This window comes from [Clostridium] scindens ATCC 35704 (assembly GCF_004295125.1).
Lineage (GTDB): Bacteria > Bacillota > Clostridia > Lachnospirales > Lachnospiraceae > Clostridium_AP > Clostridium_AP scindens.
In genome coordinates, this window is the sequence record NZ_CP036170.1 from 2,024,682 (window position 1) to 2,043,855 (window position 19,174).

33 protein-coding genes are annotated in these 19,174 nt (G+C 45.6%); 29 read left to right on the forward strand and 4 right to left on the reverse strand.

Translation table 11 applies throughout. The features are described from left to right. Positions 1 to 18: 18 nt before the first annotated feature. Positions 19 to 588 (reverse strand): hypothetical protein, encoded by a 570-nt coding sequence (locus HDCHBGLK_RS10325; RefSeq protein ID WP_004605234.1) that lies wholly within the window; start codon positions 586 to 588, stop codon positions 19 to 21. Positions 589 to 659: 71 nt separating this feature from the next. On the opposite strand from HDCHBGLK_RS10325, the gene HDCHBGLK_RS10330 reads away from it, so the two are divergent. After that, a complete protein-coding gene (locus HDCHBGLK_RS10330) occupies positions 660 to 857 on the forward strand; it encodes a helix-turn-helix domain-containing protein (protein ID WP_004605235.1) in 198 nt (65 codons plus the stop codon). A 257-nt stretch (positions 858 to 1,114) separates the two neighbouring features. On the opposite strand, the gene HDCHBGLK_RS10335 is transcribed toward HDCHBGLK_RS10330, so the two are convergent. Next, positions 1,115 to 1,495, reverse strand: a complete 381-nt coding sequence (locus HDCHBGLK_RS10335) for a helix-turn-helix domain-containing protein (RefSeq protein ID WP_004605237.1) — start codon at positions 1,493 to 1,495, stop codon at positions 1,115 to 1,117. A gap of 150 nt (positions 1,496 to 1,645) precedes the next feature. On the opposite strand from HDCHBGLK_RS10335, the gene HDCHBGLK_RS10340 reads away from it, so the two are divergent. Further along, on the forward strand, positions 1,646 to 1,855 hold the full coding sequence (locus HDCHBGLK_RS10340; RefSeq protein ID WP_004605238.1) for a hypothetical protein: 210 nt from the start codon (positions 1,646 to 1,648) through the stop codon (positions 1,853 to 1,855). A gap of 18 nt (positions 1,856 to 1,873) precedes the next feature. On the opposite strand, the gene HDCHBGLK_RS10345 is transcribed toward HDCHBGLK_RS10340, so the two are convergent. Further along, positions 1,874 to 2,053 (reverse strand): hypothetical protein, encoded by a 180-nt coding sequence (locus tag HDCHBGLK_RS10345; protein ID WP_004605240.1) that lies wholly within the window; start codon positions 2,051 to 2,053, stop codon positions 1,874 to 1,876. Positions 2,054 to 2,141: 88 nt separating this feature from the next. Here HDCHBGLK_RS10345 and HDCHBGLK_RS10350 point away from each other — a divergent pair, with 88 nt between their 5' ends. Then, positions 2,142 to 2,354 carry a hypothetical protein gene (locus tag HDCHBGLK_RS10350; protein WP_039909298.1) on the forward strand — a complete coding sequence of 71 codons (213 nt, stop codon included), beginning with the start codon at positions 2,142 to 2,144 and terminating at the stop codon, positions 2,352 to 2,354. A 40-nt stretch (positions 2,355 to 2,394) separates the two neighbouring features. Then, positions 2,395 to 2,769 (forward strand): hypothetical protein, encoded by a 375-nt coding sequence (locus HDCHBGLK_RS10355; RefSeq protein ID WP_004605241.1) that lies wholly within the window; start codon positions 2,395 to 2,397, stop codon positions 2,767 to 2,769. Here the strand turns inward: HDCHBGLK_RS10355 and HDCHBGLK_RS10360 are convergent. After that, on the reverse strand, positions 2,764 to 3,030 hold the full coding sequence (locus HDCHBGLK_RS10360) for a hypothetical protein (RefSeq protein WP_004605243.1): 267 nt from the start codon (positions 3,028 to 3,030) through the stop codon (positions 2,764 to 2,766). The two genes, HDCHBGLK_RS10355 and HDCHBGLK_RS10360, sit on opposite strands and share 6 nt — an antisense overlap. 297 nt (positions 3,031 to 3,327) lie before the next feature. On the opposite strand from HDCHBGLK_RS10360, the gene HDCHBGLK_RS10365 reads away from it, so the two are divergent. The 25 genes from HDCHBGLK_RS10365 to HDCHBGLK_RS10475 all read left to right on the forward strand — a co-directional run bounded on the left by HDCHBGLK_RS10365 (position 3,328) and on the right by HDCHBGLK_RS10475 (position 19,174). Further along, positions 3,328 to 3,645: a hypothetical protein gene (locus HDCHBGLK_RS10365; RefSeq protein WP_004605244.1), complete on the forward strand. Its 318-nt coding sequence runs from the start codon at positions 3,328 to 3,330 to the stop codon at positions 3,643 to 3,645. 85 nt (positions 3,646 to 3,730) lie between these two features. Continuing rightward, entirely contained in the window at positions 3,731 to 3,952 is a 222-nt protein-coding gene (locus HDCHBGLK_RS10370; protein ID WP_003506129.1) for a hypothetical protein, read from the forward strand. Between the two features lie 5 nt (positions 3,953 to 3,957). Next, a complete protein-coding gene (locus tag HDCHBGLK_RS18990) occupies positions 3,958 to 4,119 on the forward strand; it encodes a hypothetical protein (protein WP_003506130.1) in 162 nt (53 codons plus the stop codon). Between the two features lie 26 nt (positions 4,120 to 4,145). Beyond that, positions 4,146 to 4,709, forward strand: a complete 564-nt coding sequence (locus tag HDCHBGLK_RS10375) for an MT-A70 family methyltransferase (protein ID WP_004605245.1) — start codon at positions 4,146 to 4,148, stop codon at positions 4,707 to 4,709. 4 nt (positions 4,710 to 4,713) lie between these two features. Further along, positions 4,714 to 5,028 (forward strand): DUF7768 domain-containing protein, encoded by a 315-nt coding sequence (locus HDCHBGLK_RS10380; RefSeq protein WP_004605246.1) that lies wholly within the window; start codon positions 4,714 to 4,716, stop codon positions 5,026 to 5,028. 249 nt (positions 5,029 to 5,277) lie between these two features. After that, positions 5,278 to 6,198 (forward strand): rolling circle replication-associated protein, encoded by a 921-nt coding sequence (locus tag HDCHBGLK_RS10385; protein WP_039909304.1) that lies wholly within the window; start codon positions 5,278 to 5,280, stop codon positions 6,196 to 6,198. Beyond that, on the forward strand, positions 6,195 to 6,986 hold the full coding sequence (locus HDCHBGLK_RS10390) for a lytic transglycosylase domain-containing protein (protein ID WP_004605248.1): 792 nt from the start codon (positions 6,195 to 6,197) through the stop codon (positions 6,984 to 6,986). The genes HDCHBGLK_RS10385 and HDCHBGLK_RS10390 overlap by 4 nt, the downstream gene beginning before the upstream one ends. Further along, positions 6,973 to 7,125 carry a hypothetical protein gene (locus HDCHBGLK_RS18995; RefSeq protein ID WP_004605249.1) on the forward strand — a complete coding sequence of 51 codons (153 nt, stop codon included), beginning with the start codon at positions 6,973 to 6,975 and terminating at the stop codon, positions 7,123 to 7,125. The genes HDCHBGLK_RS10390 and HDCHBGLK_RS18995 overlap by 14 nt, the downstream gene beginning before the upstream one ends. Continuing rightward, positions 7,097 to 7,606 (forward strand): VRR-NUC domain-containing protein, encoded by a 510-nt coding sequence (locus HDCHBGLK_RS10395; RefSeq protein ID WP_039909306.1) that lies wholly within the window; start codon positions 7,097 to 7,099, stop codon positions 7,604 to 7,606. Before HDCHBGLK_RS18995 ends, HDCHBGLK_RS10395 begins: the two co-directional genes overlap by 29 nt. Positions 7,607 to 7,620: 14 nt before the next feature. Then, positions 7,621 to 7,905, forward strand: a complete 285-nt coding sequence (locus HDCHBGLK_RS10400; RefSeq protein WP_039909307.1) for a hypothetical protein — start codon at positions 7,621 to 7,623, stop codon at positions 7,903 to 7,905. Positions 7,906 to 7,920: 15 nt separating this feature from the next. Further along, positions 7,921 to 8,061, forward strand: coding sequence for a hypothetical protein (locus HDCHBGLK_RS18805; RefSeq protein ID WP_004605252.1), 141 nt, complete (start codon positions 7,921 to 7,923; stop codon positions 8,059 to 8,061). 34 nt (positions 8,062 to 8,095) lie between these two features. Continuing rightward, a complete protein-coding gene (locus HDCHBGLK_RS10405; protein WP_003506142.1) occupies positions 8,096 to 8,875 on the forward strand; it encodes a ParA family protein in 780 nt (259 codons plus the stop codon). 2 nt (positions 8,876 to 8,877) lie between these two features. Further along, positions 8,878 to 9,156 (forward strand): hypothetical protein, encoded by a 279-nt coding sequence (locus tag HDCHBGLK_RS10410; protein WP_004605253.1) that lies wholly within the window; start codon positions 8,878 to 8,880, stop codon positions 9,154 to 9,156. Then, positions 9,131 to 10,105 carry a DNA cytosine methyltransferase gene (locus HDCHBGLK_RS10415; RefSeq protein ID WP_004605254.1) on the forward strand — a complete coding sequence of 325 codons (975 nt, stop codon included), beginning with the start codon at positions 9,131 to 9,133 and terminating at the stop codon, positions 10,103 to 10,105. The genes HDCHBGLK_RS10410 and HDCHBGLK_RS10415 overlap by 26 nt, the downstream gene beginning before the upstream one ends. 25 nt (positions 10,106 to 10,130) lie before the next feature. Then, a complete protein-coding gene (locus tag HDCHBGLK_RS10420) occupies positions 10,131 to 10,526 on the forward strand; it encodes a hypothetical protein (RefSeq protein ID WP_233440656.1) in 396 nt (131 codons plus the stop codon). Positions 10,527 to 10,799: 273 nt separating this feature from the next. Further along, positions 10,800 to 12,164 (forward strand): ParB/RepB/Spo0J family partition protein, encoded by a 1,365-nt coding sequence (locus HDCHBGLK_RS10430; protein WP_039909309.1) that lies wholly within the window; start codon positions 10,800 to 10,802, stop codon positions 12,162 to 12,164. Positions 12,165 to 12,191: 27 nt separating this feature from the next. Continuing rightward, on the forward strand, positions 12,192 to 12,770 hold the full coding sequence (locus tag HDCHBGLK_RS10435; RefSeq protein WP_004605258.1) for a type II toxin-antitoxin system PemK/MazF family toxin: 579 nt from the start codon (positions 12,192 to 12,194) through the stop codon (positions 12,768 to 12,770). Continuing rightward, positions 12,767 to 13,354 carry a hypothetical protein gene (locus HDCHBGLK_RS10440; RefSeq protein WP_004605259.1) on the forward strand — a complete coding sequence of 196 codons (588 nt, stop codon included), beginning with the start codon at positions 12,767 to 12,769 and terminating at the stop codon, positions 13,352 to 13,354. The genes HDCHBGLK_RS10435 and HDCHBGLK_RS10440 overlap by 4 nt, the downstream gene beginning before the upstream one ends. Continuing rightward, on the forward strand, positions 13,351 to 13,782 hold the full coding sequence (locus HDCHBGLK_RS10445) for a single-stranded DNA-binding protein (RefSeq protein WP_003506157.1): 432 nt from the start codon (positions 13,351 to 13,353) through the stop codon (positions 13,780 to 13,782). Before HDCHBGLK_RS10440 ends, HDCHBGLK_RS10445 begins: the two co-directional genes overlap by 4 nt. A 20-nt stretch (positions 13,783 to 13,802) precedes the next feature. Further along, positions 13,803 to 14,177: a hypothetical protein gene (locus HDCHBGLK_RS10450; RefSeq protein WP_004605260.1), complete on the forward strand. Its 375-nt coding sequence runs from the start codon at positions 13,803 to 13,805 to the stop codon at positions 14,175 to 14,177. After that, complete coding sequence (locus HDCHBGLK_RS10455; RefSeq protein ID WP_003506159.1) at positions 14,125 to 14,562, forward strand: hypothetical protein; 438 nt, start codon at positions 14,125 to 14,127, stop codon at positions 14,560 to 14,562. Before HDCHBGLK_RS10450 ends, HDCHBGLK_RS10455 begins: the two co-directional genes overlap by 53 nt. A gap of 175 nt (positions 14,563 to 14,737) precedes the next feature. Then, positions 14,738 to 15,346, forward strand: coding sequence for a hypothetical protein (locus tag HDCHBGLK_RS10460; RefSeq protein WP_004605262.1), 609 nt, complete (start codon positions 14,738 to 14,740; stop codon positions 15,344 to 15,346). Positions 15,347 to 15,410: 64 nt separating this feature from the next. Beyond that, the gene (locus HDCHBGLK_RS10465; RefSeq protein WP_004605263.1) at positions 15,411 to 15,953 is read left to right on the forward strand and encodes a phage terminase small subunit P27 family; all 543 of its coding nucleotides are present in this window, start codon (positions 15,411 to 15,413) and stop codon (positions 15,951 to 15,953) included. 18 nt (positions 15,954 to 15,971) lie between these two features. Beyond that, a complete protein-coding gene (locus HDCHBGLK_RS10470; protein ID WP_130574660.1) occupies positions 15,972 to 17,747 on the forward strand; it encodes a terminase large subunit in 1,776 nt (591 codons plus the stop codon). Next, a complete protein-coding gene (locus HDCHBGLK_RS10475; protein WP_004605265.1) occupies positions 17,744 to 19,174 on the forward strand; it encodes a phage portal protein in 1,431 nt (476 codons plus the stop codon). The genes HDCHBGLK_RS10470 and HDCHBGLK_RS10475 overlap by 4 nt, the downstream gene beginning before the upstream one ends.

Consider the following 19,174-nt stretch of genomic DNA (forward strand, 5'->3'; position numbering starts at 1 on the left):
CACGGGTCGTCTTTTTTGTTACGATTTTTTATATTTTCGACCGATGACGATTGAAAATACACCTCCGACAATCGCAACAGCACCGCCAAGCGGAGCAATTAACAATAAAACAAGACCGACGAGGATAAGCAAAGCACCGATAACGGTGAACATTGCACTATATACACGATTCGTCTTGCTTGATTCTGCGTTTTGAACAGGAGCAGGAATGACATCAACGACCGTTGCAGCAGTCGAGGATTCATTTTCGTTTGTCTCCGGAGCAGAATCATATATATCTATATTGATAACACATCCATATTTCAGACCGGAATCACCTCCGGTGATGTCATCAACAGAAACAGCAAAATAACAATCTTTATATTTCTGATAGATTGTCGCAGCCAATTCTTTCGAGACATGTCCGATGCAGTTTCCGAGAGCATCCGTCACAGCATAGGCGGGTTCGTTTTCGTATTCATGATAATTCAGCAACAGAGCCTCTCCAACAGACAAGCCGGAAATGATGTCCTGTCTGCTTGTTCCGTCATCATTATCAAATGACACTCCGACAACTCTCGTTGTCATGCTTTTCAAAAGTTCACTCATGAAAACACCTCCATTCTTTAGAACAAACCTATCACCTTGTACACTTTTCCTTGCGAAAGGAGGTGAGCAGGATGAAAGTTTTGTTATGGGAAACAAGAACCTCAAAAGGGTTCACGTTGATGGAGTTGGCGAAGAAATCCGGAATCGGAAAATCGACGCTCAACAACATCGAAAACGGTAAGGTGTCACCGACATTGTTTCAACTCGAAACGATAGCGATTGCACTGGAGGTCAAAATCACCGACCTGTTTGAATCCGAGTACAAATAAAATTATTATAGCATGATGTGACGAATAGTCGTCCGTTCGGAGAGATATTTCCACAATTATGGAAATGATGTCCGATTTTTCCACAATCATGGAAAAATGTGCTATTCTGTACTACGGAAAGGGGTGGTGTTCCCTTGCATTACAAAGAGACTATCATTGAGTTAGTCGGTAAGATACAAAGCGAAAAAGTCCTCAAGAGGATATATAAATTCGTTTTATATCTGTACACCCACGAGACTGGCAGTTGAAAAAGACTGTCAGTCTTTTTTGTTTTCTGCTCTTAAAGAAATGTAATAATCAACAAGTCTGTCAAATGCCTCAATGTCATCATCCGAGGCATACAAGAGCATTTTTATCATATTTTTTCGGGTCTCATTTTCACCCGCCATGATGCGGTCGATTCTTTCAAAAAAGTCATCGTCGGTCTCGACGAACATTTCTCCCTCTCCAGTGGTCAACCACATATAATCAACGCTAAATTCACGACAGATCGATTTTATATTTGCGTCGGTGAGAGAATTTTCACCTTTTTCTATTTTAGAAACCGCTGCTTTTTTAATTCCGAGCCTATCACCGAATTTTTCAAGTGTAAGACCGAGGGTCTTTCGCACTTCCTTGACACGCTCATTCTGCGTCATATAGTATCACCTCCCTTGTTTTTCTCAAGCATATCACGGTAACTGACAAAAATCAATAAAAAAGTTTCCTCAAGATACAAAAAAGTATTGACAAAGTATCTACGAGATATTATGATGTATCTACAAGATACAAACAGGAGGTGAAAAGAATTGCCGAAACATCAAATTTCAAATGTTAGAACACGAGGAACGGGAGCGATTGAAAAAATTATTTTCTACAAAACGGAGGTCTCTGAACATCAAGAGATTAGAGTGAGAGCGGAATTTGAGGGCGACCCCGAACCGGAACAAATCAAACAGATTTCAGAAGTTGTAGAAAAGGCAGCGAAAGAAATAGGAAAGATTGTGGAGGAGTGGTGACGCACTCCTCCGTGAAAATCATTTCAGATTGCGAATATGTTGAGCAAAGTCGTGTGTTTCAACACATGCCTTGATAGCAGATGCAAGCAAACGCTCAAATTCTTCCTTTGAAAGGTCGGAAACTTTGTCAAATTTAATGTCACTTTCATCAAAAGAACGTTCAATCGCAGTCTTGAAATCATTGTGATGAACAGCCATGTTTTCACCTCCTGTCACATTGAAATGGTTGCACATTTATTATATGGCGGGAGACACAACAGGGCAAGAAAGAACAGGAGGAAACAGTATGGAACATATACAAGTGAAAAGAATTTTTTATCTCTGCGATGGAGAGCGAGAAAATTGCAAGAAAAGAAACTGTTATAAAAACGGAGGAGATTGCAGACACACGACTGACATCAGCCATGCGATGAATTTCGAGAGGCGAGGGAAATACAAAAACGGGAGTTTCTATGAAAAAGAGAATGTCTCAAGAAATGAAACATCCTCCACGGATTAAATAAAGTTAGACAGAAAAGAAAGAACAGGAGGGAAACAAGATGGAACATATCAAAGTGAACAGCGTATCAGAGGCATGGAGGGCAGCAGCAAGGATTTTCCCGACAGATTATGAAATGAATGAGGAGAGCAGCAAACGGGCGGGTTATCCAATATATGAGACAACATCGACAGACGAGCGTTTTTTCGGATTTCACATTTCAGACCTAAACACAAGGCTAGAGGTAAACATGGGAAACGAAACGGTGACGATTTGGATTGAGGAGGACGCATTTGAAATTGTAGTCAAAGGACTGACTGAGGAGGAAAAAGAAAGCCTCAAGGAAGTTGTTGACAAGGAAATCCGAAGAATCAAATACCGGAGACATAAGGCTGAAACCTCAAATCTCCGGTATGTGATAGACCTAAATTCATAGCAAATTAGAACTCATGTGAACAGCGGTTGCAATTTGCTCATTGAGTTCGGATTCGTTTTCGGGTGCATAGATGTTATCAAATTCTATGCACTCCGAAGAATCGAAAGCACAAAGAGAGAGTTCTGCGGGAACGGGTTCTCCACCGTCTGAATCGTCAAGAGGCTCAAGAATGGAAAGTTGCACATATTGTTTTCCGGTACGACGAGCATCTTGAACGAGAGAGCGGAGTTCTGAAATGCTAACAATGATTGAATCTCTCATGAAATCACCTCCTTGTATTGATTATACAATGCAGGACGGAAAAATAAAAGCCGAAACGGGGCAGCAGTCGCCCCGTCAGCGTCCGGATGGCGACCGACGCTCTGACGATGGCAAGCCGAAAGACAGCGTCGGAATACCGTGAGAAACATGGCAGCGGGTGAACTTGCTAAAAGGTTCATAGTTGGATGACAGGTTTTCGGTGACTTTTTAAGGTGAAAAGACACAACACGGTAAATTCAGCCGGAACAGAGGCGAGGTCATGAACAGACCGAGAGAGCCTCCACAGGAGGAAACAGGATGCAGGAAATGAAATATTTCAACGAGGGAAATGATTGCGACATCTGCAAAAACCAACTCATGACAGGACGAGACGGAACGGTCGAGGATTGCAGGAGGAGACAGAATGGGTTGTCATGCAGATTCGAGGAGCGTGACATTCGGACATGTCCGGTGTGCGAACATGAGGTTGATCGTGAGGATATGTATTTCACAAAGGATTGTCATGGAATCCCGTTCAGACTGGTGTGCGACAGATGCTATCAGAGAATCATGTCAAAAGGATATGACGGGGAATATTACACAGAGGCAGACGAACAGATTGAGGATGACTATTGAGAGCCGAAACGGGCAACAGTCGCCCGTCTGTGTGGGATGACCGCCCACGCATTGACAAGGCAGGTCAGAACAGGAGGTCAGACGGATGGAAGTCGGACGTATATTGCCAACCGAGGCAGCAGTCATATTGAATGTATCACCGCAATTCATCCGAATAGCGATGCAGCAAGGGAAACTCCCTATCGGAACAGCGGTGCAGATGTCATCAATATGGACTTATCACATTTCGGAGAAACTGCTTGCAGATTATTCCGGAAAAGACATACAGGCAGAACTTGAGAGAATCAGAGGAAAGAGAGGAGCGTGACATATATGTCAAAGGATGAAAGAAAAGAAATGATTGAGAATATCGCAGAGCGGTTCACACAGATGGATGACGTTGACAAGTCCTATATTGCCGGATATATGGCAGGAAAACAGGAGGAACGTCAGAAATGGGAGCAGCAGGGCAAGACAGCGGTTGCAACAGCGTAAAAACAGAACAGCAGGAGGAAAAGACAATGGAAATCAATATTTTTAACACAAACAAAAAGTATGACGTAATTTATGCAGATCCCCCATGGCGGTATAACGATAGGAAATGTAATGGAGCATGTGAACACCATTATGACACCATGACACTGGAAGAAATCAAGAAGTTACCAATCAAAGAGTTATGCGAAAAAGATTGTGTTTTGTTCTTGTGGACTACATATCCAATGTTGAAAGAGGCATTAGAAGTGATGGAGGCATGGGGATTCAAGTATAAAAGTATTGCATTTCAGTGGATAAAATTGAACCGTAGCGGAAACGGAAAATTTTTCGGGTTAGGAAGATGGACACGAGGAAATACAGAGCCGTGTCTACTTGCAGTAAAAGGAAAACCGAGCAGAAAAAGCAACTCTGTGTCACAGTTGATTGAGTACCCATTGGGAAAACATTCAGCAAAACCGCCAATTACAAGAGACAAAATAAAAGAATTGATGGGAGAGGAGTGCAAATGTCTTGAATTATTCGCAAGAAATAATATTGAGGGTTGGGATTGTTGGGGAAATGAAGTTGGAAAGATGGATGAGGTGATTTGAAAAAATGATATACATTTGTTCACCGTATAAAGCGAAAGACGAGGAGACCTTACAACGCAATATTGAGTATGCGAGAGAACTGACAAGAGAGGCACTGCTGCGGGGCGAAAGTCCTGTGACAGTTCATCTATACATGACACAGTGTCTCAACGAGACAGAACAGCAGGAACGAGAACTAGGTCTTGCAGCAGGGAGAGAAATAATTCCGAGATGCGATGCAGTGATGGTCGGTGTGAGACATGGGATTTCAGCAGGAATGAAAGCCGAGATTGATTTTGCGAGGAGGTGCGGAGTACCGGTTCAATACATTCAAGAGTGAATATGCAGAGCATGAGAAAAAAGAGCAAAAAGAAAGGAGACCGTTGCAGCGGTCTCCCGTTTAGCAGTCTGTGTCAGACGCTTAAAACCTAAAAATATTATAGCAAATCTGACACCATATTGCAAGCATGAAAAAGCGGGGGGAAACCCCGTGATTCAAAGGGTTTCAGACCCTTTTGACGACCTTGTGATGGATAGTAACAAGTCGTTGAAAAGTATATATAAGGGCAGCAGGAGGAACGGTGTCAGAATGGCAAAGAGAAAGAAAGGGATGACGTTCATCCCGTATGACTATGAGGCAGCATACAACAAGAGCCTTGAGGATATGCACGAGTTCTTTGTTGAGCAGATGTTCAAGCAAGGGAAAAAGGTTGTATATGCACTCAAGGAGATACGAGCAGGAGACCAGTTCGAGGTTGAGATATATCCACAGTTCAAGAAAATGGATGAAGTACCTCCGGAGGGTCGGAGTATCAAAAAGGACAATGACAAGGCTCAAAGGAATCTGAATGACAAGAACGCAAGGAAATATGTGGAGCGTCTTATCAATGAGAATTTCACGGACAGGGATTTGTGGCTCACGTTTACATACGACAATGAGCATCTCCCTCCGGATGGAGACATCGACGCAGCAATCAAGAACGTGCAGAAATTTATCCGACGGGTGAATTATCAGAGAAAGAAAAGGGGTCTCCCGAACGCAAGATATGTCTATGTCACCGCCTACAATCCGACAGAGGAAATCCGGTGGCATCATCACATTGTCATGGATGGCGACATGGACATGGATGTGGTTGAGGGGTGTTGGAAACAGAGCAGCAGGAACGAGGTTCGGAGGCTGCAAAAGGACGAGAACGGTTTGACAGGAATGGCAAAGTATATCGTCGAGGAAAAGAACAGGGTGAAATCGGAGAAACGGTGGAACTCCTCACAGGGATTGAGAGACCCCGACATCAAGGTGGTTCATTCCAAGAGACCGACAGCGAAAGCCGGAGGATATAAGAAAATCGGAACATACGTCGAGACCATGAGAAAAGGACATGAGCAGGTTCGTGAGCAGATGTTGAAATGGTATCCGGATTTTGATTTCACGGATGCGGGAATCTATTACAACGATTTCAACTCAATGTTCTACATACGGGCGAGAATGAGGAAACGGAGGCAGCAATGAAAGCAAAAAGAAAGAGAAGAATGAGCAGGAGGAGACGGGAACGGACATATATTGCGGTGATGGTATTACTGGCGATCGCTGTGAGCATAGGTCTGACACGCTCTGTCATGCGAGATGACAAGGAATTTGAGGAGTATGAGCAGCAGTCGCAGGAGTTCAATGCACGGATGCAGAGAATCGACGAGAAAAGAGAGGCATCCGGACAAAATGCAATGCTTGAGCAGGTGCGAACATGGCAGCAGGAGCAGGACACAGAACCGGACAAGTATGTAGTATTCGACACCATGTCGGCAGACTGGGGAGGCGAGGAGGATGGATTCGTGCTCTATGAGATACCGGAGGAATACAGTCGGACAGGTGGCTATTTTCCGGAAAAGATGCAGGTATATACATATTGCGTCTGCAAGCAGTACGGGGTCAGATATGACCTTGTGGTCGCTCTGATTGAGAAAGAATCCGGATATAAATTCGACAAGGTTGGTGATGATGGTCATTCTATCGGGTACATGCAGATATATGAGGAGTGCCACAGAGACAGGATGGAGCGTCTGAACGTCACAGACCTCACGAACCCATATCAGAACGTACTTGTCGGGATTGATTACCTGTCGGAACTGATTGAGAGATACGGAACGATTCAAGATGCACTTGCAGCGTATAACTACGGGGAGCAGGGAGCAAAACAACACCTATGGAAAAACGGAATCTATGTGTATGAGTACAATCAGACCATCATGAGCCGGATGAAAGAAATTGAGGAGGAACTGGAGCAGGATGCAGGTGATTGAGAGGATTCTGCACATGTTGAGGGTCAAGGATTGCAGACATGTGTGTCTGTTCTGCGAATATTATGACATGTGCAAGCAGGAGACAGGCAGCAGGAAAGAGGTGAAAGAGAATGAACATGAGATATGCAATGAGAAGTGAGGACACAGAGCAAATCAACGTCGTGTCATGGGCGAACTGGAACATGAACCGTTATCCGGAATTGAAATGGTTGCATCATGTACCGAACGGAGGTAGCAGGAACAAGCAGGAGGCGGTCAAACTCAAACAGATGGGTGTCAAGGCGGGGGTATCTGATTTATGCCTCCCGTACCCGAAAGGACTGTACTGCGGACTGTACATCGAGATGAAATTCGGTGATAACAGGCAGCAGGAGACACAAAAAGAGTTTCTTGCGGACATGGCAGCAGCAGGACATTTTGTCGCAACCTGTTATTCAGCAGAGGAGGCGGTCAAGGTTATCGAGGAATACTGCGAATTGATGAATCACAAAATGGGAGATAGTGAAATTGTCATACCACTGGAAAACAGAGAGGCATTAAGAAATATAACAATGAGCATCCCGAACAACAGCATCCTCAAGAACGGGGAAATCAAAGAGAGCAAACCGAGAAAGAAATGAGGAGGTGCAGCAGGATGACGGTCAAGGATATTATGACGTTGCTTGAAAGTCCGGACAGGGTTCGGGTCATCAAGGACGGTGAGGAGATATACAACCAGTATTTTGCAAACATGGAGGTTGACAAGGACATCGTCGCACAGATAGGAGATGCAGAGGTCAAGAGATTCCGGGCAATTCCGGAGATCACTCACAGGAAATACAAGGAACGGGGTCTCATTGCACCGATGAAACCGGAGGAAACACCGGACTATTCTTTCAGAGATTTGCAGATGTGTTTGTATCTTACAATCACGATATAGCAGGGAGGTGAGGACATGAGGAAAATCATCATTGTGGCAGCAGTCGTCGTCATAGCACTGGGAGCAGGGTTCACATATACACTCTACAAGGTGGGAGAGGGGATGCACCTGCACCGCTGCGGATGGAGACAGCCGGACGACAGAGGTTTCATGTAACAGGTAACAAGAGGATAACAGGAGGAACAGAAAAATGAGAATTATTGCAGTTATGTCACCGAAAGGTGGAATCGGAAAGACAACGACATCGGATGCAATCGCCTACATGTTGGGAGAGGAGCAGGAGAAACGTGTTCTCATTCTCGACGGAGACCCGCAGGGCGATACATCCAAGACATTCGAGGCATACGAGCCGGAGGGAACAGGAATGAGCGAACTGCTTGAGCGTCATGTGAGCGTGGGCGGGTCATACCGGACAACGGACTTGATAAGACCCACACAGTACAGCCACATTGACATCATTCCTGCAAACGGGTATCTCATGCAGACAGACATGAAACTGCTGCTCAAGCAGGAGGCAAATCAAGTCACGAGGCTGCGGGATGCACTGGAGGAAATATCCGAGGCATACGACTATTGCATTTGTGATTGTGGTCGTCTGCTTGATATGGTGGTCATCAACATTCTACTGGCAGCAGAACTCGTCATTGCACCCGTAAAGGTCGGAGGATATGAAAACGAGGCGATTCACAATTTGCAGGAGCAGGTTGACGACCTGCGGGAAATCAATCCGGAACTCCGAATCAAAGGTCTTGTGACCATGAGACAGAAAAACAAGACATCACTGGATTTCGAGGAGTGGATGAAAACCAGTTCCGGATTTGACATGTTCGTCACACCGATTCGTCGGTCGATTGTAGCGGAAAAGGCATCCATGAGAATGGCAGTCCTCCCGCAGTTTTCAAAGAACTGCATCGTGTCACAGGACTATCGCAATGTGGTTCATGAATTACTCAAGGAAATGGAGGGGTAGACATGGCAGGAATGAGAGCGGTGCATAAAAAGAACGGAACAACATTCAAGTATAGCGGAGATTTGAAAGAGACCATCGAAAAAGCAGAAAAAGAATTGAAAGAGAAAGAGGGAACAACGCAATGGCTTTTTCTTAAATGGCAGTACGACAATGCACGGAAAGCGTTTGAGAAGTACAACCGCAGACTGGAAGATTTGAAAGATTTCATAAAACTGGCAAAAGAAGAACTTGCAAAAAGAGAGGAGGCAGCAGGACATGGGCGAGACAATACAAATCCTTGAATTGTTCGGAGGAATTGGTTCGCCTCGATGTGCCTTGAGAAATTTGAACATCCAAACAAAAGCAATCGACTATGTGGAGATCAATGAAAAAGCAGTCCGGTCATACAATTCGATGTTCCGTGAGGAATTAGAATATAAAACACAGACGGTCGTCGGATGGAATCTGAAACCGGATATTTTGATTCATGGTTCGCCTTGTCAAGACATGAGCATCGCAGGACATCAAGGGAAAGCGACGGGAGACGGAAGAATCAACAGAGGGAAAGGTTCAGACGAGGGGAGCGGAACACGTTCCTCTCTCATGTGGGAGACAATACATATCATTGAGAATATGGGAGAATGGCGACCTCGTTATGTGATATGGGAAAACGTGAAGAATGTGAAATCAAAGTACATGAGACCGAATTTCGACAGATATATGGTCGAGATGGAAAAACTGGGGTACACGAATAATTATGCGGTTTTAGATGCAAGAGAGTTCGGATTGCCACAGGCGAGAGAAAGAGTGTTCACGATTTCTGTTCTGAATGGTGAAAAATTTGAGTTCGATGACCTCATAAGGACACCGATGCGAAACCTGCAAGAGTTCCTTGAGGATGACGTTCCGGACATCTACGATGTGACACAACCGTCCGTCCTTGCATGTATCGGAGAAAAAGGAATCCGGAGAGCGACGGTCATCAAAGATTGTGCATATACAATCACAACAAGGCAAGACCGGACACCTGCACAGGTCATCGACCGAGGAGATGGACGGTATCGGTATTTGACAGAGCGTGAGTGTTGGAGATTGATGGGATATACAGACGAGGATTTTGACAGGGCGAAAGCAGTTCAAGAGAGAAACGGGAAATATTACAAGGCTTTATATGACCAAGCAGGGAACAGCATCGCAGTTCCGATATTTGAGAGCATATTCAGAAAGATAATTTTGCAGGAGGTCGCATGAGAGCGACAGAAAGAGAGGATTGAACATGGGAAACATCATCAACACAGCACCGTGTCGATTCTGCGGACAGATGGTGCAGATTGACAGCGAGGAAAAATTGACACAGCCACAGGCAGAGGAACAGGCGACAATGTCCTGCACCTGCGAACAGGCGGTTGAGTATCAGAAAGAGAAACAGAGGAAAGAAAAGGCGATGCAGAACGTCGCTGCATTGTTCGGAGAGGCAGCAGCACCGGAAAAGAGATGCAGTGAGGGCATCGTGAACATTCTCAAGGCAGTAGTTGAGGAGATATACACCGGAGGACTGGCAAAGGTCACTCTGAACCTCCGAGGTGGGGTCAAAGCATCTATATCACAGAATAGCAAAGGCGAGATAAACGTCGAGCGTACAGAGACCAAAAAGCAGAAATTAACAGAATAGGGGAGCGGATGCGTGTGACCGAAAGAGAGATATGCGGGTCATTCCGGAGAGCAGAGAATCAAAAGCAACAGATTCAGATTTTGACGGAACTGACCTGCAAGAGTAAATATCAGATAATCGGTATATTGCTGCGGAATGGCGAGAAAGTACCGAAAAGCATTGAAAACCAGTTATACAAGAGATTGGACGCACTCGACGCACAGATTTTCGAGTGTGAAATGGAATACAAAGAAATCGTGACCGCACTGACGGGAGAAAACAGGAGGAAAGAACATGGCAACAGGATTCAGCGTCATGGACGCACTGAACAAGAACAGCAAGGCAGGAGTTGACGAATCACCGAGAGCGAGATTCCGGACAAAGGACATTTCAATTTTCAAGATGTACCGGAACAAACTCAATTTCTACGATTTGGCAGATATTGAGGAACTGGCAGGAGACATCCTCATGTATGGTCTCAAACAGAATCTTGAGGTTGTATTTGAGCCGAATGAGCAGGGTGAATATAGAATCGTCGCAGGTGAGAGACGGTGGCTTGCACTCAAGCACCTTGTCGAGCAGGGATATAAAGATTTTGAGATTGCGACCTGCAAACTGACCACACCGCAGGACGAGGACGAGGAGCAGGTGGAAATCATCATCGCAAACGCATACCGGACAAAGTCTCTCAAGGATGTTATCGAGGAGGAACAGCGTCTCAAAGCGTGTCTTGAGCGTATGAAAACGGATGGAAAGAAAATCAAAGGATATGACCTCCAGTCAGGTCGCCTCCGTGATGTCATCGCATCAATGCTCAAGATGTCAAAGACTAAGATCGCACAGATTGAGAGCGTCAACAACAATCTGATTCCGGAGTTTCGGGAGGAACTCAACAACGAGCGTCTCACATTCTCCGCAGCGTATGAGTTGAGCGGGATGTCTCCGGAGATGCAGCAGGAGGCACTTGCAAAATACAAGGAAAACGGAGAATTGTCCTATACGGAAATCAAGGACATGAAATCACCGCAGAAACCGGAACAGGAGCAGGATGCAGCAGGGCAGCAGGACACCGTGTCAGATTCAGACACAGCAGGGCAGCAGTCATCCGAAAACAGCATGAATCCTCCGGAGGAAAAGAAAGCGGGAGACGATTATGAGACACCGCATCCGGAGGGAATCACATCAATCTGTTATTCTTGCACCGAATACGAGACCTGCAACGTAAAGACCGGAACATGTACCTCATGCGACCAGTACAAGAACCGTGCAGAGGCTTACAAGACCGAGGAGCAGAGATATAACGAGGAGCAGGATGCAATCGACCGTGAGACGAAAAAGAAACTCCGTGAACAGGCAGAGGAGGAGAAGATGAACAACCTCCCGTCAGACACACAGGAGAACGGTCAGAAAGTGCATCACATTAAACTGGGAGCGACATTTTTTGAGGAGGTTGCATCCGGAGAAAAGACATTTGAACTCCGGAAGAATGATAGAGGCTATAAAAAAGGCGACATCCTTGAGATGATGGAGTTCAAGGACGGAAAGAACACAGGACGCACCGTGAGAGTGCTTGTGACATATATCCTTGAGGAGTTTGCAGGTCTTGAGGACGGATATTGCATCATGGCAACATCACTCATGAAAGAGGATGCTGAATGATGGCGGTGAAATAAGGAGGAAAAGGCAATGGATGACATCAGACGAGGAGAGATATTCTATATCGCACGAGGGGGGGCGACGAACGGGAGTGAACAATTTGCGGACAGACCCGCAGTTGTAGTCAGCAATGACGAGAACAACAAGCACTCCGGAGTGATTGAGGTTGTGTATATGACGACGCAACCGAAAACAGACCTCCCGACACATGTGACCGTCCGCAGTACCGGACGATTATCCACAGTATTGTGTGAACAGGTATCGTCAGTATCGACCGACCGTGTGAATAACTACATCGGGCAGGTATCGGAGCAGGAAATGAAAAACATCGACATCGCTCTCATGATTTCCTTACAGTTGAGCGGTGGAGGAAAGACATCAAAGCAGTACAATGAGACGATTCAGAAACAGCAGGAGGAAATTGAATACTATCGCAACAAAATTCAAGCGATGCAGCAGTCGTTAGAAGAAAAGAAAACCGAAAAGCCACAGGAGGCAGCAGGAGAGACATCGGAGATCGTTGTGAGGCTTGAGACGGAGCGTGACACATACAAGGCATTATATGAGCAGTTATTCGAGAGGATGCTGAATGGAGGAACAGGAAAGTGAAAAAAGGGCAATTAAAAGCATTATTCATCGAGGCAAAGGGAACAGGTCAGAAATATATCGGTGTAATGGTTCAGACAGAGGGCAGCAGTGAACCGGAGGTCATCATCAATCCGAAAGAGAATTTCAATGCAAAATTCGACTATTACATGGCAGCGTATGACGATGATTTGATTCTGATTGCAGCAAAAGGGAAAAAGGACATCAGAATCACGGGAGCAGCAGCGGGAGCATCGTTCGAGGACATCCAGTCACAACTCATTGATGAAAAAGCGTCATCCGGATGGAAAGAACAGATTGCGGATGCGGTGGACAGGGTTGTCGATAAGATGCTGAAAGAAACTCCTCCGGAAACGGAGGAGGAGAGACAGAACTGCGAGACCATGAGAGAGACAATCAAAGGAATGTTCCTCACGCAGAGACGCTCAAAGACAGAGGCAGCGTTCATCACCGAGAATATTGACAGATACGAGGAATTGTTTGAAATCTGCATGAATGGAGATGATGCACAGTTTAAAAAGGGCATCACGGAATTGCAGAAAGCACAGAATGAGTATATTTTGCAGAAAGAGAGGGAAAACGGATGAACAAGGTCATTTTGATGGGTCGTCTCACGAGAGACCCGAATGTCAGATATTCACCGAGGAATAATTCACAGGAGGAAATGGCGATCGCACGATACACACTTGCGGTTGACCGCAGAGGAGCAAAAGACGGGCAGCAGTCAGCGGATTTCATTTCCTGCGTTGCGTTTGGACGAGATGGAGAGTTCGCAGAAAAATATCTCAAGCAGGGAACGAAAGTGGTTGTCACTGGACGGATTCAGACGGGGTCATATACGAACAGAGACGGTCAAAAGGTCTATACCACGGACGTGATTGTCGAGGAACAGGAATTTGCAGAGAGTAAGAAAGCAGCAGGGCAGCAGGACGGGAACAACGGAGGGTATTCGGATGCAGGTGACGGTTTTATGAATATTCCGGACGGAATCGACGAAGAACTCCCTTTCAATTAGGTGCGGAGGAGGATGGAGACATGGGATTCGTGGAAAAGGTGAAAAACGTCATTTCAAAACTGCGGGCAGCGGGAAAGACAGAGAAAGAGGTGTCTAAAATCATCGAACAGGCAGCAGAGGCAGCAACGGTCTTGAAAAAGACGGAATCTCCGGAACATCCGGAGAAAATCAAGGCAGCAGGAGGAGAAAACCTGCAAGATGCTCTTTTGAAAGTGGGAATCAGTGCAAAAGAGGCATTGACCGCATTTGAGAGCATATACAGACCGAGGAGACAGGAAAAGTCGAATAATTGGAGGAAATATCATGGATTGCCTCTGAAAAGGTCAAAAGGAGGAAAACGACGTGGAGACAGAAAAAGAAATGACAGCAATTCAGAAAACACAGGTATATCTTGAGAATTATCGGGAAATAGAGCGATATATCAAGGATGCAATTTCGGAAGTATCACAGATTGACGATGTATCAAGATATAACATTTCGGCAGAGAAAGCGTTCCTCCAGTCCATCAGAGAGTGTAAGGCAGAGACGGTCATTCTGTTCGAGCACATGAAAAAGGCTCTTGCATCGCTGAAAGAGGATGCAGAGGCAGCAGGTGAGGGGTACAAGTACGACGCACTTGAGGCAGTATATATCAAGGGCAAGTCATACGAGGATATTGTGAGGGAGACAGGATGCGGAAAGAACTCACCGAAAAAGTGGTGCAGATCAATGACAGAACGTCTCTCAATCAAATTATTCGGTGCAAAAGCAATCGAAAATGACAAAATCGGAGTGAAATGAGAGTGAAAACGGGGTGAAATGAGGGTGATTTCGGGGGTAAAAAGTGGGTGAACAAAAGCAAATATAAACGTGCTAATATGATAACGTGAACAGTTGAGTGAGCGATTGCAGAGATGCAGTCGCTTTTTTCTTGCCTGTTTGCCCTCCTGTTATATGCGGGCAGCAGGACACTATCATGTGCGATGTATGCCCGCCTCTTGAAAGGCATGAGAGGCAGCAGGAGACCGATGGACAGAGAGGAGTGAGCAGTGTGTTATTGAAAGCATGTAAGGGATGCGGTCGCCTTATCCCACAGGCATTGACCATGTGCGAGCAGTGCGAGGCAAGGCAGCAGTCAAGGCATGTGACATATAACAATACACGCAGAGACCCACGAGCAGCAGAGTTCTATCTGTCAAAGGAATGGCGGGAGTTGAGACCTGTCATCATGAGTGTGTATGAGTATGTGGATATATATGCTCTGTATGTTGAACACCAGTTGATAACACTGAAAGATTCAGACCCCATCCACCACATCATAGAACTTGAGGAGGACTGGGAGCAGAGGTTGAACCCATTGAACTTGATACCCTTGAGCCATCGGACACACAACACAATCACAGCACTATATAAACAGAGCAATGCAAGCATGAAAGCAACACAGACACAGTTGAGGTCGCTGATTGATTACCATTTCAAAGAGGCAGGGGGATATGAAAAAGTTTTATGTGACCGTTTCTTAGTCGCACCCCCTCTTTTCTTTGGAGAAAACTCCCCACGAGAAAATCAAGACGCAGGGGAGTGACGAAAGGGTGTCAGAATGTGACACGAAACTCGTGAACACTGGACGGAAAGGGGGTTGATGCTGCATGGCAGGACAGAGACAACCGACCGATTTGGTGGTCATGAAAGGAAAAAAACACCTCACAAAAGCAGAGATTGAGGCGAGAAAAAATGCAGAGGTGGTCGCCCCGAACGACAAAGTCAAGCCTCCGGCATATTTGACACCGGAACAGAAAAAGAAATTCCGGAAATTGTCAAAAGAATTGCTTGAAATCAAACTCATTGCGAATGTGGATTGTGATGCACTGGCGAGATTACTGATTGCACAAGACCAATACATCGAGATAACGGACAAAATCAGAGAAACTCCGTTGATGGTAGATGTTCCGGTCTATGAGATGCAGGAGAATCCGGACACAGGAGAAAAGGAACGTGTACAGGTCGGAACACGAGAGGTTGTGAACGGTGAGAGAGAGCGTCTCATGATTATACAAGACCGCTGCATGAAACAGTGTCGGCAGGGGGCATCGGATTTCGGAATGACGGTCAGCAGTCGGTGTCGGTTGGTAGTTCCGAAAGCAAAGGAAACAAAACCGGAGAACAAATTCGCCAAGTATGCGAGTTCATAAATGACAGCAGGGGCAACAGTGACCGACCGTTGCACACAATACGCTCTTGATGTCGTTGCAGGTGTCATCGTCGCAGGTGAATATGTCAAACTGGCATGTCAAAGGCATCTTGACGACCTTGAAAAAGCAAAAGCAGCACCATACAGATTCTATTTCGACGTTGAAAAGTCCGAGGAAATCATCAATTTTGCGGAAGAATTAACGATCGCAGAGGGTGACGAACAGGAGAATGTGACAGCGTACCCGTTCCAGTGTTTCATTTTGGGGTCATTGAACGGGTGGAGGACGAAAGAAAAGGGTCACAGACGGTTCAGAACGTCCTATGTGCAGTTAGGCAGACAGAACGGAAAATCGTTCATCAACGGAATTTTAGCGTGTTACTATGGCAATTTTGACGGGTACAAATACGGAAAAATCTTTTGTACTGCGACAAAACAAGACCAAGCGAACATTGTTTTTGATGAAATTGTAAAATTCATCAATTCCGACGAGGATTTGTCGGAGTGGTTCAAGGTGCATGAGCATAATCACACGATAGATTGTCTCTGTACACATTCGGAAATCAAGGCATTATCCGGAGACACCAAGTCACTGGACGGACACCGTGCATATTTGGGAATCGTTGACGAATACCACGCTCACAAGACAAATCAGATGTACAAACTGCTTGAGGGCGGTATTAAGAAATTAAAATCCGCACTGATCTCCGTCATAACAACAGCAGGGTTCGATTTGAAATCGCCTTGCTACAAGTTATATGAGTATTGCTGCAATCTGCTGAAAGGTGTGTTTGAGAACGACAGTCAGTTCGTGTATATAGCACAGTTGGACACAGCGGATGACCTATACAAAAAAGAGAACTGGATAAAAGCAAACCCGATTCTCGAATATGACGAGGATGCACTGGAGAATCTCGTTCCGATTGCGAACACTGCCCGTGATATGGGCGGGGAAGATTTGCGAGATTTCCTAGTTAAGCAGTTGAATATGTGGATGCAGTGGTCAAACGCACTGTATATCAAGGACATCAAGGAATGGAAACGATGTGCAGCATTGCGAACGCTCAAGGATTTCAGAGGCTCAAAGTGCTATGTCGGAGTTGACCTGTCGTCCGGAGGCGACTTGACATCCATCGCAATCGTCATCCCGTACATGGTTGACGGTGTGAAAAAGTATTTTGTGCATACTCATTCATTCATCCCTGCGAGCAGAGTGGACGAGCATATCAAGACGGACAAAGTTCCGTATGATGTATGGATTTCAAAAGGTCTCGTGACAGTCACGGAGACACTGGGAGGAATAAAGACAGATTACAAGTACATCATCAAGTACCTTGAGGATTTAATCAAACAGAATGATTTGAAACCTCAACTTGTGTGTTATGACCCGCACAACGCATCTGCGTTCCTGTCAGACCTTGAGGCACTGGGATTCGATTCTGTGGCAATTACACAGACAGCAAAGGAACTCAATGACGCAACAGTTGATTTCAGACTGGAGATAAAAGCAGGAAACGTCGTGATTGAGGGAACAGAAGTCGGAAAAGGCAAGGTTGTTCCGTTCGATGAACTGCTGACGTGGTCGATTGCAAATGCAAAGACTATCTCGAACAGTTACGGTGAAATCAAAATCGACAAGGCACTCGACGAGGACAGAATCGACCCGATTGACGCAATCATCGACGCATGGAAAGCAGCAATGAAAGAGGAGTATAAGCCGGACACAAATGAGGTCGTGAATGAGTGGCTTGAAATGTATGAGAAATACATGGGGAAAGGCGGTGAGAAAGAATGAACCCATTAAGAAAAATAGCAGACAGGTTGATGAACTGGTGGAAAGGCGAAACTGCACCGGAGGTCAGTGATTCAACGGAATTGACCGGAGGGGTGATGACGCTCAACTCACCGTCGTTCCTTGAAAGTATGGGATTGAGCAGGAAAAGAAAGACAACATCAGAGGTGACATATTTCACATGTCTCAAGATGCTGTCGGAAACGCTTGCAAAAATGCCTATCAAATACTATCAGAGAACGGACAAGGGAATTATCGAGGCAGAGCAGACAGACACCTCGAAACTACTGACCAAAAGACCGAACCCGTTCATGACACCAACCGTATTTTGGAACACGGTTGAAATCAACCGGAATCATTACGGAAACGCTTATGTGTACATGAGAAAGAAATTCATCCGGAAGAAATACGGAGGAGAGGTCAAAATTCTTGACTTGTGGGTGATGCAGTCGAATTGTGTTCAGATTGTTGTGGATGATGCAGGCATATTCGCAGGAAAAGGACGATTGTGGTATGTCTACACAGACCCGACCTCCGGCAGTCAATACGTTTTCGACACAAGCGAGGTCATGCACTTCAAAACATCATTCAGTTTTGACGGTGTAACAGGTTTACCAGTTCAGCAGATTCTCCGTGACACGATTTCCGGAGCATCAGCGTCACAGAGATATATGAACAGCCTATATGAGAGCGGACTGACAGCAAAAGCGACGCTTGAATATACGGGAGAGTTGAATGATAAAGCGAAAGAGGCACTTGTGAAGTCGTTCGAGGATTTTGGCAGCGGAGCGAGGAACACAGGAAAAATCATTCCCGTACCGTTAGGGATGAAACTGACACCACTCGACATCAAATTGTCAGATTCACAGTTCTTTGAATTGAAAAAATACACTGCATTGCAGATCGCAGCAGCGTTCGGTGTGAAACCGAATCAAATCAACGACTATTCAAAGTCGTCCTATGCGAACAGTGAGTTGCAGCAGTTGTCTTTTTACGTTGATACAGAACTGTTCGTCATCAAGCAGTATGAGGAAGAAATCAACTATAAAATGCTGACGGACGAGGAACAGGATGACGGTTTTTATTACAAATACAATGAAAAAGTTCTTTTCCGGACAGATTCAAAGACACAAATGGAATATCTGAAAAACGGTGTCAGTGGCTCAATCATGAAACCGAATGAGGCACGACGCAAACTTGACCTCCCCGATGGAGAGGGTGGCGACACTTTACTTGCAAATGGCAGCATCGTTCCGCTGACAATGGCAGGAGCAGCATATCAGAAAGGTCAAATCGAGCAAGAGGAGACCGAAAAACCGGAGCAACCGGAGGAAGAAACAGAGCCGGACACAGAGCAGCCGGACACAACAGGACAACCGGACGAAACCGACGAGGCAGAGGACGAGGAAGAACAGGAGGGAGGTGAATAA

Excerpts from the sequence above, each read along its gene's own strand:
- HDCHBGLK_RS10325 (WP_004605234.1), bottom strand. The coding sequence starts at position 588 with ATGAGTGAACTTTTGAAAAGCATGACAACGAGAGTTGTCGGAGTGTCA.
- HDCHBGLK_RS10330 (WP_004605235.1), top strand. The coding sequence starts at position 660 with ATGAAAGTTTTGTTATGGGAAACAAGAACCTCAAAAGGGTTCACGTTG.
- HDCHBGLK_RS10335 (WP_004605237.1), bottom strand. The coding sequence starts at position 1,495 with ATGACGCAGAATGAGCGTGTCAAGGAAGTGCGAAAGACCCTCGGTCTT.
- HDCHBGLK_RS10345 (WP_004605240.1), bottom strand. The coding sequence starts at position 2,053 with ATGGCTGTTCATCACAATGATTTCAAGACTGCGATTGAACGTTCTTTT.
- HDCHBGLK_RS10350 (WP_039909298.1), top strand. The coding sequence starts at position 2,142 with ATGGAACATATACAAGTGAAAAGAATTTTTTATCTCTGCGATGGAGAG.
- HDCHBGLK_RS10355 (WP_004605241.1), top strand. The coding sequence starts at position 2,395 with ATGGAACATATCAAAGTGAACAGCGTATCAGAGGCATGGAGGGCAGCA.
- HDCHBGLK_RS10360 (WP_004605243.1), bottom strand. The coding sequence starts at position 3,030 with ATGAGAGATTCAATCATTGTTAGCATTTCAGAACTCCGCTCTCTCGTT.
- HDCHBGLK_RS10365 (WP_004605244.1), top strand. The coding sequence starts at position 3,328 with ATGCAGGAAATGAAATATTTCAACGAGGGAAATGATTGCGACATCTGC.
- HDCHBGLK_RS10370 (WP_003506129.1), top strand. The coding sequence starts at position 3,731 with ATGGAAGTCGGACGTATATTGCCAACCGAGGCAGCAGTCATATTGAAT.
- HDCHBGLK_RS18990 (WP_003506130.1), top strand. The coding sequence starts at position 3,958 with ATGTCAAAGGATGAAAGAAAAGAAATGATTGAGAATATCGCAGAGCGG.
- HDCHBGLK_RS10375 (WP_004605245.1), top strand. The coding sequence starts at position 4,146 with ATGGAAATCAATATTTTTAACACAAACAAAAAGTATGACGTAATTTAT.
- HDCHBGLK_RS10380 (WP_004605246.1), top strand. The coding sequence starts at position 4,714 with ATGATATACATTTGTTCACCGTATAAAGCGAAAGACGAGGAGACCTTA.
- HDCHBGLK_RS10385 (WP_039909304.1), top strand. The coding sequence starts at position 5,278 with ATGGCAAAGAGAAAGAAAGGGATGACGTTCATCCCGTATGACTATGAG.
- HDCHBGLK_RS10390 (WP_004605248.1), top strand. The coding sequence starts at position 6,195 with ATGAAAGCAAAAAGAAAGAGAAGAATGAGCAGGAGGAGACGGGAACGG.
- HDCHBGLK_RS18995 (WP_004605249.1), top strand. The coding sequence starts at position 6,973 with ATGCAGGTGATTGAGAGGATTCTGCACATGTTGAGGGTCAAGGATTGC.
- HDCHBGLK_RS10395 (WP_039909306.1), top strand. The coding sequence starts at position 7,097 with ATGAACATGAGATATGCAATGAGAAGTGAGGACACAGAGCAAATCAAC.
- HDCHBGLK_RS10400 (WP_039909307.1), top strand. The coding sequence starts at position 7,621 with ATGACGGTCAAGGATATTATGACGTTGCTTGAAAGTCCGGACAGGGTT.
- HDCHBGLK_RS18805 (WP_004605252.1), top strand. The coding sequence starts at position 7,921 with ATGAGGAAAATCATCATTGTGGCAGCAGTCGTCGTCATAGCACTGGGA.
- HDCHBGLK_RS10405 (WP_003506142.1), top strand. The coding sequence starts at position 8,096 with ATGAGAATTATTGCAGTTATGTCACCGAAAGGTGGAATCGGAAAGACA.
- HDCHBGLK_RS10410 (WP_004605253.1), top strand. The coding sequence starts at position 8,878 with ATGGCAGGAATGAGAGCGGTGCATAAAAAGAACGGAACAACATTCAAG.
- HDCHBGLK_RS10415 (WP_004605254.1), top strand. The coding sequence starts at position 9,131 with ATGGGCGAGACAATACAAATCCTTGAATTGTTCGGAGGAATTGGTTCG.
- HDCHBGLK_RS10420 (WP_233440656.1), top strand. The coding sequence starts at position 10,131 with ATGGGAAACATCATCAACACAGCACCGTGTCGATTCTGCGGACAGATG.
- HDCHBGLK_RS10430 (WP_039909309.1), top strand. The coding sequence starts at position 10,800 with ATGGCAACAGGATTCAGCGTCATGGACGCACTGAACAAGAACAGCAAG.
- HDCHBGLK_RS10435 (WP_004605258.1), top strand. The coding sequence starts at position 12,192 with ATGGATGACATCAGACGAGGAGAGATATTCTATATCGCACGAGGGGGG.
- HDCHBGLK_RS10445 (WP_003506157.1), top strand. The coding sequence starts at position 13,351 with ATGAACAAGGTCATTTTGATGGGTCGTCTCACGAGAGACCCGAATGTC.
- HDCHBGLK_RS10450 (WP_004605260.1), top strand. The coding sequence starts at position 13,803 with ATGGGATTCGTGGAAAAGGTGAAAAACGTCATTTCAAAACTGCGGGCA.
- HDCHBGLK_RS10460 (WP_004605262.1), top strand. The coding sequence starts at position 14,738 with ATGTGCGATGTATGCCCGCCTCTTGAAAGGCATGAGAGGCAGCAGGAG.
- HDCHBGLK_RS10465 (WP_004605263.1), top strand. The coding sequence starts at position 15,411 with ATGGCAGGACAGAGACAACCGACCGATTTGGTGGTCATGAAAGGAAAA.
- HDCHBGLK_RS10475 (WP_004605265.1), top strand. The coding sequence starts at position 17,744 with ATGAACCCATTAAGAAAAATAGCAGACAGGTTGATGAACTGGTGGAAA.